General features: G+C 62.1%; 14 protein-coding genes and 1 riboswitch. Of the genes, 6 read left to right on the top strand and 8 right to left on the bottom strand.

Translation table 11 applies throughout. From position 1 onward, the window contains the following. Positions 1-18 precede the first annotated feature (18 nt). A complete protein-coding gene (locus B5F28_RS01905) occupies positions 19-525 on the bottom strand; it encodes a QueT transporter family protein (protein WP_087292759.1) in 507 nt (168 codons plus the stop codon). A gap of 7 nt (positions 526-532) precedes the next feature. Next, positions 533-625, bottom strand: a riboswitch (PreQ1-III riboswitch). A gap of 171 nt (positions 626-796) precedes the next feature. Here B5F28_RS01905 and B5F28_RS01900 point away from each other — a divergent pair. The 3 genes from B5F28_RS01900 to B5F28_RS01890 all read left to right on the top strand — a co-directional run bounded on the left by B5F28_RS01900 (position 797) and on the right by B5F28_RS01890 (position 4,023). Then, positions 797-1,819: a LacI family DNA-binding transcriptional regulator gene (locus tag B5F28_RS01900; protein WP_087292756.1), complete on the top strand. Its 1,023-nt coding sequence runs from the start codon at positions 797-799 to the stop codon at positions 1,817-1,819. Positions 1,820-1,904: 85 nt separating this feature from the next. Then, positions 1,905-3,080 (top strand): diphosphate--fructose-6-phosphate 1-phosphotransferase, encoded by a 1,176-nt coding sequence (locus B5F28_RS01895; protein ID WP_087292754.1) that lies wholly within the window; start codon positions 1,905-1,907, stop codon positions 3,078-3,080. Positions 3,081-3,171: 91 nt separating this feature from the next. Beyond that, a complete protein-coding gene (locus tag B5F28_RS01890; protein WP_087292751.1) occupies positions 3,172-4,023 on the top strand; it encodes a class II fructose-bisphosphate aldolase in 852 nt (283 codons plus the stop codon). Positions 4,024-4,084: 61 nt separating this feature from the next. Here the strand turns inward: B5F28_RS01890 and B5F28_RS01885 are convergent, their stop codons facing one another. Genes B5F28_RS01885 through B5F28_RS01875 form a run of 3 tightly spaced genes read right to left on the bottom strand, consistent with a single transcriptional unit; the run spans position 4,085 to position 6,293 of the window. Next, on the bottom strand, positions 4,085-4,960 hold the full coding sequence (locus tag B5F28_RS01885) for a DegV family protein (protein WP_247643375.1): 876 nt from the start codon (positions 4,958-4,960) through the stop codon (positions 4,085-4,087). Positions 4,961-4,968: 8 nt separating this feature from the next. Beyond that, complete coding sequence (locus B5F28_RS01880; protein ID WP_087292745.1) at positions 4,969-5,466, bottom strand: tRNA (cytidine(34)-2'-O)-methyltransferase; 498 nt, start codon at positions 5,464-5,466, stop codon at positions 4,969-4,971. Positions 5,467-5,468: 2 nt separating this feature from the next. Then, positions 5,469-6,293, bottom strand: coding sequence for a pyridoxamine kinase (locus B5F28_RS01875; RefSeq protein ID WP_247643374.1), 825 nt, complete (start codon positions 6,291-6,293; stop codon positions 5,469-5,471). Between the two features lie 203 nt (positions 6,294-6,496). Here B5F28_RS01875 and B5F28_RS01870 point away from each other — a divergent pair, with 203 nt between their 5' ends. From B5F28_RS01870 to B5F28_RS01860, 3 genes are all read left to right on the top strand, one after another. Continuing rightward, positions 6,497-6,685, top strand: a complete 189-nt coding sequence (locus B5F28_RS01870) for a hypothetical protein (RefSeq protein WP_087181677.1) — start codon at positions 6,497-6,499, stop codon at positions 6,683-6,685. 144 nt (positions 6,686-6,829) lie between these two features. Beyond that, positions 6,830-8,743 (top strand): aminotransferase class I/II-fold pyridoxal phosphate-dependent enzyme, encoded by a 1,914-nt coding sequence (locus B5F28_RS01865; protein ID WP_143424668.1) that lies wholly within the window; start codon positions 6,830-6,832, stop codon positions 8,741-8,743. A 125-nt stretch (positions 8,744-8,868) separates the two neighbouring features. Next, a complete protein-coding gene (locus tag B5F28_RS01860; RefSeq protein ID WP_087292739.1) occupies positions 8,869-9,291 on the top strand; it encodes a hypothetical protein in 423 nt (140 codons plus the stop codon). Positions 9,292-9,389: 98 nt separating this feature from the next. On the opposite strand, the gene B5F28_RS01855 is transcribed toward B5F28_RS01860, so the two are convergent. The 4 genes from B5F28_RS01855 to B5F28_RS01840 all read right to left on the bottom strand — a co-directional run bounded on the left by B5F28_RS01855 (position 9,390) and on the right by B5F28_RS01840 (position 12,870). Next, the gene (locus tag B5F28_RS01855; protein ID WP_087292736.1) at positions 9,390-10,160 is read right to left on the bottom strand and encodes a dimethylarginine dimethylaminohydrolase family protein; all 771 of its coding nucleotides are present in this window, start codon (positions 10,158-10,160) and stop codon (positions 9,390-9,392) included. Positions 10,161-10,166: 6 nt separating this feature from the next. After that, a complete protein-coding gene (locus B5F28_RS01850) occupies positions 10,167-11,393 on the bottom strand; it encodes an argininosuccinate synthase (RefSeq protein WP_087292732.1) in 1,227 nt (408 codons plus the stop codon). Between the two features lie 78 nt (positions 11,394-11,471). After that, positions 11,472-12,194, bottom strand: a complete 723-nt coding sequence (locus B5F28_RS01845; RefSeq protein ID WP_087292727.1) for an amino acid ABC transporter ATP-binding protein — start codon at positions 12,192-12,194, stop codon at positions 11,472-11,474. Continuing rightward, positions 12,181-12,870 (bottom strand): amino acid ABC transporter permease, encoded by a 690-nt coding sequence (locus B5F28_RS01840; protein WP_087292724.1) that lies wholly within the window; start codon positions 12,868-12,870, stop codon positions 12,181-12,183. Before B5F28_RS01840 ends, B5F28_RS01845 begins: the two co-directional genes overlap by 14 nt. Between the last annotated feature and the right edge of the window lie 54 nt (positions 12,871-12,924).

The raw sequence follows: 12,924 nt of genomic DNA, 5'->3' as shown, positions 1-12,924 counted from the left end.
CGTTTTAAAAGAAACGGCTCATTCGCAGAACAGGCGGCGCAGGCCGGCGTTGCTCTCCATCAGCTTCACCAGGGCCACGCCCAGAATGCCGCAGCTGATTACCTCGCCGATGCCCACGGTCAGGGCATTCCAGGCCGCCAGCGCAGCGGTGCCGGTGACGCCGGGCAGAAAGAAGGTGAGCTCCAGCGCGCCCACGATCACCGCATTGCTCACAATGGGAGGGATCGCGGAGGGAATGGCCAGACCACCCACGCGCATCTTGCGCACCGCGTAGGTTACCAGGCAGGCCACCAGAGTGGCAGCGGTGCCGAACACCACATCCACCAGGGTGGAGCCCAACAGGTTGGCCAAAAAGCAGCCCAGGGTCACAGCCACAATGTACTCCGCACCGAACACCGGCAACAGGCACAGCATCTCGGCCAGGCGAACCTGCACGGCGCCGTAGCTGAGGGGGGCCAGCACCAGGCAGAGCACCACGTAAATTGCGGCCACCATGGCCGCGCGGACAAGACGTTTCGTATTCATGATTACACTCCGGCAGAAAGATTTTATCCGTTTGGCACTGCCAGGTCCAAACGGGTGGGCCCGGGCAAAACCCGGGCGAGCCTAAAATCCTAAGTTGCTCTTGCGCCTTGCGGCGCATACCGGTATTATATCAAATAGTATCGTCAAAGTGCAATAAAAAGCTCCTGAAAATTTTACAGGGATGCGCCGCGTTTTATTTGACGGCGGCATGCAGTGGATTTATAATGAGGGAAGAGAGATACACTCGTGTTTAGATGAAGGAGGTCGCAGCATGGAATCAAAATTCAAGCAGGTCACCCGCAAGGATGTGGCGCGTCTGGCCGGAGTCAGCGAGACGGTGGTCTCTTATGTGATCAACAACAATCGATATGTGGACAAGGAGAAGCGCCGCCGGGTGGAGGAGGCTGTGCGCCAGCTGAACTACCGGCCCAACAGCATCGCCCGGGCCCTGAAGGGCAAGAGCAGCAACCAGATCATCTTCATCGCGGACCAGATCGTCACCGAGCACTTCAGCCTGCTGGTGAACGAGCTGGACCAGTGCGCCTACGGGCTGGGCTACATGGTGTCGCTGTGCTCCAACCGGAACACCGAGCAGTTTGTGAACGAGATCATCGGCCGCCGGCCGGACGGTCTGATCATCAGCTCGGTCAGCTTCCCCCAGGCGTTTATCCAGCGGTTCGTGGATGCCAATATCCCGGTGGTTCTGCTGGAAAACCGGGATTATTCCCAGGTGAAGGGCGCGGGCCGGATCGACAACGGCCTGTACGAGGGCGCGCGGGAGTGCGTGCAGTATCTGGGGGGCTTGGGCCGCAGAGATATCCTGTACATCGACCGCTACAGCGCCCGGGGCAATTTCAGCAATATGGACGATCTGCGCTACCGGGGCTTTGTGCACCAGATGCAGGAGAGCGGTTACTGCGCGGACCCGGTAAGCCGGATCATCACCGGATGCGGCAGCCCGGAGCAGCTGGCTGAGCGGGTGCGGGCGTATCTGCGCAGCGGTCGGCCGGTGAACGCCATCTTCGGCCGAAACGACAAGGTGGCCTGCATTGCCATGCAGGCGGCTCAGGCGGAGGGGAAACGCATCCCGCAGGATATCGCGGTCATCGGCTTTGATAACTCCAGCCTGGGCCAGTATGTGGCGCCCCCGCTCACCAGTATGGAGATCCCCCGGGCCGAGATCGCCCGCATCGCGGTGGATATGCTCAAGACCATGATCGAACAGGGCCAGGTGCCCGAACCGGTGCGGGTGTACACCCGTTTGATCTGCCGGGCCAGCACGGCGGTGGAATAAGTAGGTTCTGGCGGCCCCCGGCGGGCCTGCCATTGCATATAGGAAAACGTTCAACGCAAGAACACATAAGACAAGGAGAAAAGCGATGAAAGGAAATCTGCTGATCGTACACGGCGGCGCACCCACCGCCGTGATCAATTCCTCGCTGTACGGCGCGGTGACCGAAGCCAAAAAGCACCCGGATCAGGTGGACAAGGTGTATGGTGCCATCGGCGGCAGCGGCGGTATGCTGCGGGAGCAGTTCTGTGAGCTGAGCGCCGTGCCCGAGGAGGAGCTGCGCCTGCTGCTGCAGACCCCGGCTTCGGCCATCGGTACCAGCCGGGACCCGCTGGAGGCCGAGGACTACGCCAACATGGCCCGCATCTGCAAAAAGCACAACATCAAATATGTGCTGTTCAACGGCGGCAACGGCAGCATGGATGCCTGCGGCAAGCTCTATAAGGCCTGCGTGGCCGAGGGCGTGGACGTGCGGGTGGTGGGCATTCCCAAAACCATCGACAACGACATCGCCGTCACCGATCATGCCCCGGGCTTCGGCTCCGCTGCCCGTTACATCGCGGCCATCACCAGCGAGGTGAGCCAGGATGTGCGCAGCCTGCCCATCCATGTGTGCGTGATCGAGGCCATGGGCCGCAACGCGGGCTGGATCGCCGCGGCCAGCGCCCTTGCCCGCAGCGGCAACGGCGACGGCCCGGACATGATCTACCTGCCCGAGCGCCCCTTCATTGAGGAGGAATTCCTGGAGCGGGTGCAGCAGCTGCACAGCAAAAAGGGCGGCGTGGTCATCGTGACCAGCGAGGGCCTGTGCAATCCGGACGGCTCCTCCATCGTGCCGCCCATCTTCCAGGTGGGCCGCTCGGTCTATTACGGCGACGTGAGCGCCCATCTGGCCAATCTGGTGATCCAGAAGCTGGGCATCAAGGCCCGCAGCGAAAAGCCGGGCATCTGCAACCGGTCCTCCATTGCCTTCCAGTCCAGCGTGGACCGGGAGGAGGCGGTGATCGCCGGTGCCGAGGCCTGCCGTGCCGCCCTGAACGGGGAGAACGGCGTGATGGTGGGCTTCCGCCGTGTGCCCGGCCCGGTCTATAAGTCCGAGACCTTCCTGATCCCGGTGGAGCAGGTGATGCTGCACGAGCGCAAGCTGCCGGATGAGTTCATCAGCGCAGACGGCCGGGATGTGACCCCCGCCTTTGTGGACTGGTGCCGCCCGCTGATCGGCGAGGAGCTGCGCCGTTTCGTCACCTTCAAGCCTCAGCTGTAAGCAAAAGAATTCTGTTTCACGGCGGCCCTGCCCCGGCAATGGGGCAGCGGCCGCCGTGTCGTCGTGTCGTTTGGAAAGGAGAGAGCAGGCCATGCTGACCAACAATCTGGACCAGCTGCGCAAAGCCGCCCGGGAGGGCTATGCCATTCCCGCCATCAACACCCAGGGCGGCAACTATGATATCATCCGGGCCTGCTGCAAGGCGGCTCAGGAGCTGGGCAGCCCCATGATCCTGGCCCATTACCCGGGCACCGGGGCCTACTCCGGCCACGACTGGTTCGTGCATACCGCCCAATGGTGCGCCGGGCAGGTGGATGTGCCGGTGTCCATCCATCTGGACCACGGCGACAGCGCGGAGCTCTGTGCCCAGGCGCTGGAGCTGTGCTTCACCAGCCTGATGATCGACGGCTCCCGCCTGCCGGTGGAGGAAAATGCCGCCCTCACCAACCGGGTGCTGGCCATGGCCCGGGATCGGGCGGTGCCGGTGGAGGCGGAGGTGGGCGAGCTGCTCCGGCTGGAAAACGGCGTGGCGTTGGAGAACAGGAACATCGCCCGTCCCGAGCAGGTGCGCCGGTTTCTGCAGCTGTGCCAGCCGGATACTCTGGCCATCGGCATCGGCAATGCCCACGGCTATTACAAGGGCAAGCCGGACATCCATCTGGAGGTTCTGGAGCAGGTGCGCGCCTTTACCGATCTTCCGCTGGTGCTGCATGGCTGCACCGGTATGGAGGAGGAGCTGGTCAAAGCGGCTATCCGGCTGGGCGTGGCCAAGATCAACTTCGGCACCGAGATCCGCTGGCGGTATCTGGAGCACTACCGGCGGGCAATGGATGAGCTGGACCACCAGGGCCATTCCTGGAAGGTGAGTCAGTACGCCAGCGACGCCCTGTGCGAGGATGTGAAGCGGATCATCCGGCTGGCAGGCTCGGAGGGAAGGGCCTGAACAACAAGCAAACAAAAAATGCCCCGGCGGCTGCCGGGGCATTTTTGTTGCAATGGAAAAATCAGCGGCGGGGACGGCCCAGGTAGGTGATGGCGATGGTGTCCGGGCCGGTGTTGCTGGCCACCGCGGCGCCCAGCTTGAACACATGCAGGGGGCCGTGGCCGAACTCCTTCTTGCACTGCTTGATCAGGTCATCCACCGCGGGAATGTCGGTGCAGGCGATCATGTACTCGAAGTCCTCGTCGATGTTGTCCACGCGGCTGCGCACGTACTTGATCAGCGCGCCGGGCACGGCGGCATCGCCGCGCACCTTGGCCTCCACCTTGCTCTTGCCGTCGATCAGGCTGATGATGGGGCGCAGGCCCAGCAGCTCGCCCGCGAAGGCGGCGGCAGCCGAAACACGGCCGCTCTTCTTCATCACCTTCAGGCTGAAGGCGGAAAGCACCACCTCGGCCCGGGCAAAGCGCTCGTTCAGCATGTTCATCACATACTCCAGCTCAGCGCCGTTGCGCAGAAGGCGGGCGGCCTCGCAGACCGGCCAGCCGTAGATGAAGGAATAGGTGTGGCTGTCCACGATATGCACCCGCAGCTCGTGGCCGGGGCGCTCCTCGTTCAGCAGGTCCACGCCCATCATGGCGGCGTCGTGGGTGGCGCTGCCGGTGGAGTTGATGCTCACATACAGCACATCGGTGTAGCCCTCATCCAGATATTTGCAGAACTGGTCGCAGAACTGCATGGCGGTGATGTGGGCGGTGCTGGGGGTGCCCTTGGCGTCCCGCAGCATCTGGTAGTACTGGTCGAAGGTGAAATCCTTGCGCTCCACATAGCTCACGCCGTCCAGCGTGATGGTGAAGGGCAGGATGTCGATGCCGTACTTTTCCTGAAGTTCCACAGGAATGTCACAGGCAGAGTCGGTCAAAACGGCGATCTTACGCATGGTACTCCTCACTTCCATTCGTATTTGGTCAGTTGGCCCTGGCTCTCCAGGTCCGCAAAATCCCATTGGCGAAGCGCTTCGTATACCCCGACGGCCACCGAGTTGGAAAGATTCAGGCAGCGAACACCCTTGCGCATGGGCATCCGCACACAGTGGTCCGGGTTTTCAAACAGCAGCCGCTCCGGCAGGCCGGCATCCTCCCGCCCGAATACCAGATAGCTGCCGTCCGGGTAGGTCACATCGGTATGACGGTGGCGGCCCTTGCTGGTGAAATAAAAGAAGGGGCCGCTGTTCTTTGCGAAAAAGTCATCCAGATTGTCGTAATAGGTGATGTCCAGCAGGTGCCAGTAATCCAGCCCCGCCCGTTTCAGGTGCTTGTCCGTTACCTCAAAGCCCAGAGGCCGCACCAGATGCAGCCGGGCGCCGGTCACCGCGCAGGTACGGGCGATGTTGCCGGTGTTCTCCGGAATCTGGGGCTCCACCAGAACAATGTTCAAAACAGGCATGTTCAGTTTCCTCCGCTCAGGCGGCCCAGCAGCGGCTCGAACCATACGCCGAAGGCAGGGTCCGCGGTGGGGGCCGTGTTGTTGATGGCCTCGGCCACAAAGCCGGCGGCAGCATCCGCCGCGGCGGAAAGGGCGTTGCCGCGCAAAAGGCAGCCCACCAGAACGGCGGCGAACAGATCGCCGGTGCCGGGGTAGCTGCGGTCGATGCGCAGGCGCTTGACCACAAAGCGGTCCCGCCCGCTGGAGCCGGCGCAGGCCAGGTGCTTTGCCAGAGGCAGGCCGGTCACCACCGCCCGCTGCACGCCCGCGCTCACCTCATCGGCCAGAGCCTGGGCCTGCTCGGGGGTGAACTCCTCGGCGCTGTATTCCCGGCCCAGCAAAAAGCAGGCTTCGGTCAGGTTGGGCAGAATCAGGTCCGCCTGGCGGCACAGCTCACGCATGCCGGGCAGCAGGTCCTGCATGCCGGTGTAAAAGCGTCCGTGATCGGCCAGTACCGGGTCCACCACTTTCAGTGCGCCGGGCCAGTAGGAAAAGGCCTTGAGCACCAGCTGCTGCTCAGCCTCGCTGGCCAGGTAACCGGAATAGATGCAGTCGAACTCCACGCCCAGCTTGCGGTAGTGGTTCAGCGCGGCATCGGCGTAGGAGGCCAGCGGCTGCACCACCGGCTTGCCCAGGCCGCCGGTGTGGGTGGAAAGCAGGGTCGTGGGCAGAAGAACGGGCTGGTGGCCCATCGTGGCCAGTACCGGTGCGGCAACGCTCAGGCTGCACCGCCCCATGCCGGACAGATCATGAATGCACAAAATGGTTTTGGGTGCGTTATGCTTCAAAAAAAGGTCACTCCTTCTGAATAAGAGGGGCCTGCTCCCAGCAGGGCAGGCGACTCTTAACTTATATAGTCTATCACAATTCCCGCCGCAAAGAAAGAGAGAATCCGTAAGAAAACCGTATAGGTCAGGAAAAGCAGGGCAGACTAAACCCTGTAACGCAGGCGCAGGCGCTTGCGGATTTTACCCAGGGAGGAGAACACAAAATGGAAAAGAAAACCATGATGGCAGCCGCGGGCCTGACCGCCGCGACCATGGCAGTAGCGGCCGGGGTGGCCGCGGGGACCAAGGGCAAGAACACCCGCAAGATGAAAAAGATGGCCAAAAAGGTGGCCCGCGGTGCGGAGCGTGCGGTGCTGGACCTGGACAAGATGGTCGGCCGGTATTATCATTGAGGCAATCATGCCCCGCCTGTTTTTTTCACGGCAGGGCATGATTTTTTTATAATTTTGTACTATACTAAACAGTATATTTCTTTTTTGAACCAGCAAACGGGCGGCGGCGTTTTTGCCCTGCCCGGAGGAAGTGAGGGAAAGACCATGAACCAGAACGATACATTGATTTTGGAGGGCGGCGCTCTGCGGGGCGTTTACACCTCCGGTGTGCTGGACGCGCTGATGGAGCTTGGCGTGCGCATCCCCAATGTGGTGGGCGTGAGTGCGGGCTCGCTGAACGCGCTGAGCTATCTGTCCCGCCAGCCGGGCCGCAGCCGGGACATCAACCTGAACTACGTGAACGACCCCCGTTACATGGGACCGTCCCACCTGCTGAAGACCTTCAGCTTCTTCAACTTCGACTTCGTGTTCGGTCAGCTCAGCCATGAGCTGGTGCCCTTTGACTACGAGACCTTCTATCATTCCGATCAGAGCATGTGGGCGGTGGCCACCGACTGCCGCACCGGCAAGGCTATCTTCTACCACGACAAGGAGATGGGCGAGGAGTTCTTCACCGCCTGCCGGGCCAGCTGCAGCATGCCGCTGCTGTGCAGTATGGTGAAGGTGGGCGAGGACGTCTGCCTGGACGGCGGCATCGCCAGCTGCATCCCCCTGCCGGAGGAGCTGCCCTTCCCGGCGGGCAAGCTGGTGGTGGTGCTCACCCGGCAGAAGGGTTTCCGCAAAAAGGGCCAGGGCCCGGCCATCGACCAGATGTACCGCCGCCGCTACAAGACCCATCCCCAGCTGATGGAGGCCTGTCTGCATCAGGCGGAGGACTATAACCGCCGGGTGCGCCGCATCGAGGAGCTGGAGCAGGAGGGCAAGGTGTTTGTGATCCGGCCCCAGACCCCGGTCACCGTGACCCGCACCGAGCGGGATGTGAACAAGCTGCGGGCGCTGTACCAGCAGGGCTTCGATGAGACCATGGCCCAGGCCGGGGCGCTGCTGGAGTTTTTAGGCATTGAGGCTCCCTCCATGCCGCCGCTGGCTCTGCGCACGCTGGATGCCTCCGGCAGCAGCAACCCGCTGGGTATGCCCCCGGTGGCGGCCCAGGCCGCTGCTGCCGCTCTGACCGCTGCCGATACATATCCGGACCCGGACTGCACCGCCCTGCGGGCAGCTCTGGCGGACCGGTATGAGGTGCTGACCAAGAGCGTGTTCGTGGCCTCCGGTGCGGACGAGGTGATCTGGCGGCTGGCCCGGGCGGTGCAGCCGAAGAAGGCAGTGATCCTGGAGCCCGCCTATGAGGAATACGGCCGGGCGCTGGAGCAGACCGGCTGCGAGCTGGTGCACCTGATGGCAGGCCCCGAGCAGGATTTTGTGCCTGAGGCCGGCGCGGTGGAGCAGGCTCTGGAGGGGGCGCAGATGCTGGTGCTGTGCAACCCGGGCAACCCCACCGGTGCGCTTTTGCCCCGCAGCCGCCTGATGAATCTGGTGAAGCTGTGCGCTGAGCGGGATGTGCTGTGTGTAGTGGACGAAAGCTTCATTGAGCTTGCCCGGGACGGGCAGGAGCACTCCCTCAAGCAGGACGCGGTGTACTGCCCGGGCCTTGTGGTGGTGGACAGCTTCTCCAAGGCCTGGGGCATGCCCGGCCTGCGGGTGGGCTATGCCATCTCCTCCCACGAGGAGCTGGTGCGGCAGATGACCGCCGCCGGTCCCCGTTTTGGGGTGAACGGCCCGGCCCAGGCCGCGGCACTGGCCGCGCTGCGCCAGCCGGAGCATCTGGAAAAGACCCGGGCTTTGCTGGAAACCGAGCGCCCCTGGCTCACCGAACAGCTGCGGCAGCTGGGCCTCACCGTGCTGGACAGCCGGGTAAATTTTGTGCTGGTGCAGGGCCCGGCGGGCTTTGCGGATACCCTGATCTCCGCGGGCCTGATGGTGCGCAGCTGCGCTGCCTTCCACGGGCTGGACAGCAGCTGGTGCCGCCTGGCGGTGGGTACTAGGGCGGACAACGAGCGCCTGGTGGAAAAGCTGCGGCAGATCTGTACCCGTCAGCCGGAGCCGGTGCCCGCACCGTAAAACGGGAAAAAACTGCCAGCCGGTTTTGGGCAAAAAACGCATTGATTCCCCAGGGGCAGCTGTGCTATACTGAGCAATGCAACAGATGAGTGAAGAAAGCAGCCCCCGGCGGAAAGGAGCGCACCATGCTGACCCAGGAAGATATGCAGGCCCTTGCGGGTTTGATCAATACAGCCGTCACCGCCAGTGAAGAGCGGATGAAGAGCTATATGGAAGATTCCATCAATACAGCCATCGCTGCCAGCGAAGAGCGGATGAAGGGCTATATGGAGGATTCCATCAACACAGCCATCGCTGCCAGTGAAGAGCGGATGAAGAGCTATGTGGATCACTCTATAAACACGGCCGTCACCGCCAGCGAGGAGCGGATGAAGAACCACATGAACGTGGTGGTGGAAAGCCAGGTCATGCCCATGATCCGCCAGGTAGCGGACGGTGTGGTGCAGGCCAACGAGCGGCTGGACCGCCTGGAGAAAAAGGTGGACGATCTGGAGGCCACCGTGGCGGCCCACGAGGTGTGGATCGTGCACAAGGCACAGAACGACTGAACAGAAGCAAAGGGAGCGCGGCGAAGGCTGCGCTCCCTTTTTGCATAAAAAGGCAAGTGCCCCGGGTATTCCAAGATACCCGGGGCACTTTTTCTGGTTTAAAAACGGAGGGACAGGCAGCTCAGGCCGCCGTCGATCTTGCGGTATTCGGAGGTGTCGCACACGATGGTCTTGTAGCCCAGCTCCTGCACCGCCTTCAGTACGGTGGGGTAGCCTTCGGGTACCAGCACGGTGCCGTTCACCCAGATGCAGTTGGCCGCGTAGGCCTCCTCGGCGGGAATGCTCACCTTGTTGTAGCCGGCAAAGGCGGGCTTTTGGCAGAACTCACCGGCGGTGAGCATGTTGTTGTTTTCCAGGTAGACCACGCCGGTTTTCAGGTGAAGCACCTCGGTGAGGGGGACCTCCACCACCTGGCAGCCGAACTGACCCAGAATCTCGGCCAGCTGCTGGATGCCCGCCTCGTTGGTGCGGGCGGAGCGGCCAACGTAGAAGGTGTCGCCGCACATCATCACGTCGCCGCCCTCCAGGGTACCCGGGTCGGTGATGTGGAAGATCTTCTCCTTGGGATAGAATTGTTCCAGCACCGGCTCGATGGCAGCGGTCTCGCCCTTGCGGCTGGCCGCGCCCGGGTTGGTCACGATGGCGCAGTATTTGGTCACAATGGCTGGGTCCTCCACGAAGCAGCTGTCCGGGTAGGCCTCGTCCGGCGGCAGCACGGTCACATCCACACCGCACTGCTTCAGCGCCTCAATGTAGGCCGCGTGCTGGGCCAGTGCCTTTTCATAGTCGGGGGTCCCCAGCTCGGGGTGATCGGTAATGCCGTTCACCATGGCCTTGCAGGGGGTCTTTACGATCACATGCTGAAACATTGCTTCTCACTCCTTGGGCCAGTTTTTCTTGCACTTTGCCTGCACGGTGACGGGCAGGCCGAACAGGTTGATGAATCCGGCGGAATCCTTCTGGTCGTAGATGCCGTCCTCGCCGAAGGTGGCCAGCTCCTCGCTGTACAGGCTGTACGGAGAGGTGGTGCCTGCGGGGATGATGTTGCCCTTGTAGAGCTTCAGCTTCACATCGCCGGTCACGGTCTTCTGAGTCTCGGTGACAAAGGCGCTCAGGGCCTCGCGCAGCGGGGTGTACCACTGGCCGTCGTATACGATGTCGGCAAACTTCTGGGCCACCAGAGCCTTGTAGTGGGAGGTCGCCTTGTCCAGGCAGAGCATCTCCAGCTGAGCGTGGGCGAAGTAGAGGATCTCGCCGCCGGGAGTTTCGTATACGCCGCGGCTCTTCATGCCCACCAGACGGTTCTCCACGATGTCGATGATACCGATGCCGTTTTCGCCGCCCAGCTTGTTCAGGGTGCGCACGATGTCGCTACCCTTCATGGCCACGCCGTCCACCGCGGTGGGAATGCCCTTCTCAAAGTGGATGGTCACATAGGTGGGGGTGTCCGGGGCCTGCTCCGGGCTCACACCCAGCTCCAGAAAGCCGGGCTTCTGGTACTGGGGCTCCAGGCTGGGGTCCTCCAGATCCAGGCCCTCGTGGCTCAGGTGCCAGAGGTTCTTGTCCTTGGAGTAGTTGGTTTCCCGGTTGATCTTCAGGGGAACATTGTGGGCCTCGGCGTAGTCGATCTCCTCCTCGCGGCTCTTGATGTCCCACTCTCTCCAGGGGGCGATGATGGGCATGTCGGGCGCAAAGGCCTTGATGCTCAGCTCAAAGCGGACCTGGTCGTTGCCCTTGCCGGTGCAGCCGTGGCAGATGGCGTCGCAGCCTTCCTTCTCGGCGATCTCCACCAGATGCTTTGCGATGGGCGGGCGGGCGAAGCTGGTGCCCAGCAGATAGGTGCCCTCGTACTTGGCGCCGGCCTGCAGGGTGGGGAAGACGTAGTCGTCGATGAACTCGTCGGTCAGATCCAGCACATACAGCTTGGAAGCGCCGGTCTTGATGGCCTTTTCCTCCAGGCCGTCCAGCTCGGTGCCCTGGCCCACGTCGGCGGAGACGGCGATGACCTCGCAGCCGTAGTTTTCCTTCAGCCAGGGAATGATGATGGAGGTGTCCAGACCGCCGGAGTAGGCCAGCAGAACCTTGTTGTACTGAGTTTTCATAATGATACGCATCCTTTCAGACGACCCGCAGCGGGGCCGGTTGTTTTTTGATTTTGTTTGAATTTGTTTGTATGAAATTCAAAGCACCTTGGACAGGAACGAACAAAGGCGTTCGTTTTTCGGGTGTTCAAAAAATTCGGCGGGTGGGTTTTGCTCCAGTACCTGGCCGCCGTCCATAAAGAGGACCCGGGTGGCCACTTCGCGGGCAAAGCCCATCTCGTGGGTCACGATCACCATGGTCATGCCCTGATCGGCCAGGTCCTTCATCACGCCCAGAACCTCGCCCACCATTTCCGGGTCCAGCGCACTGGTGGGTTCGTCGAAGAGCAGCACCTCCGGGTCCATGGCCAGCGCCCGCACAATGGCGATGCGCTGCTTCTGCCCGCCGGAAAGCTTGCTGGGGTAGGTGTCGATCTTGTCGTACAAGCCGATGCGCTTCAAAAGCTCCTCGGCCTTGGCGTTGGCCTCGTCCTTGGTCTGCAGTTTCAGCTGCACCGGTGCCAGGGTGATGTTCTCCCGCACGGTCAGGTGGGGGAACAGGTTGAAATGCTGGAACACCATGCCCATGTGCTGGCGCACCTGGTTGATGTCGGTGCCGGGGGCGGTGATGTCCTGCCCCTTGAAGAGGATCTGCCCGCTTGTGGGGGTCTCCAGCAGGTTCAAACAGCGCAGAAAGGTGGATTTGCCCGAGCCGGAGGGCCCGATGATGGCGATCTTTTCGCCGGGGGAGATGGTCTCGGTGATGCCCTTGAGCACCTGGACCCCGCCGAAGTCTTTGGTCAGGTTGTTAACTGCGATCACTTTGGGCCAGCCTCCTTTCCACCTGCTTCTGAATCTGGGTGATGCCGATGACGAACAGCAGATAAATGATGGCCGCCAGATACAGCGGAACGCTGTTGAAGGTGATGCCGCGGATGCCGTCCGAGGCTTTGGTCAGGTCGCGCACCGCAATGTAACCGGCCACGCTGGTCTCCTTCAGCAGAGCGATGAACTCGTTGAACAGGGCGGGCAGAATGTTCTTCACGGCCTGGGGCAGCACGATCTTGCGCATGGTCACCCCGTAGCCGAGGCCCAGGCTGCGCCCAGCCTCCATCTGACCCGGGTCCACCGAGGCGATGCCGCTTCGGGCCACCTCGGCCAGATAAGCGCCGGAATTGATGCCGAAGCCCACGATACAAACCACAATGCCCTCGCTGCTGGCCAGGATCACGGTGTAGAGGATCAGCAGCTGCACGATGACGGGCGTGCCGCGGATCACGGTGGTGTACAGCCCGCATACCCAGCTGCCCAGCTTTTGCAGGAAGTTTTTCCGAGGTGCGCAGGTGATGCGCACCAGCGCCACCACAAGACCGATCAGGATGCCGATGAGCAGAGCGCAGGCGGTGATGAGCAGGGTGTTGCCCAGGCCCTCCAGATACACCTGCCACCGGTTTTGATAGATAACGGCCATGTAAAGGTCGTTCAAAAGCTTTTCCATACGAAAACCTCACTGTGGAACGCGGGGCCCGTTTTTGGGCCCCGCCGCTCCGGT

This window comes from Gemmiger sp. An194, from assembly GCF_002160145.1.
Taxonomy (GTDB): domain Bacteria; phylum Bacillota; class Clostridia; order Oscillospirales; family Ruminococcaceae; genus Allofournierella.
This window is presented reverse-complemented; position numbering and strand designations above follow the sequence as displayed.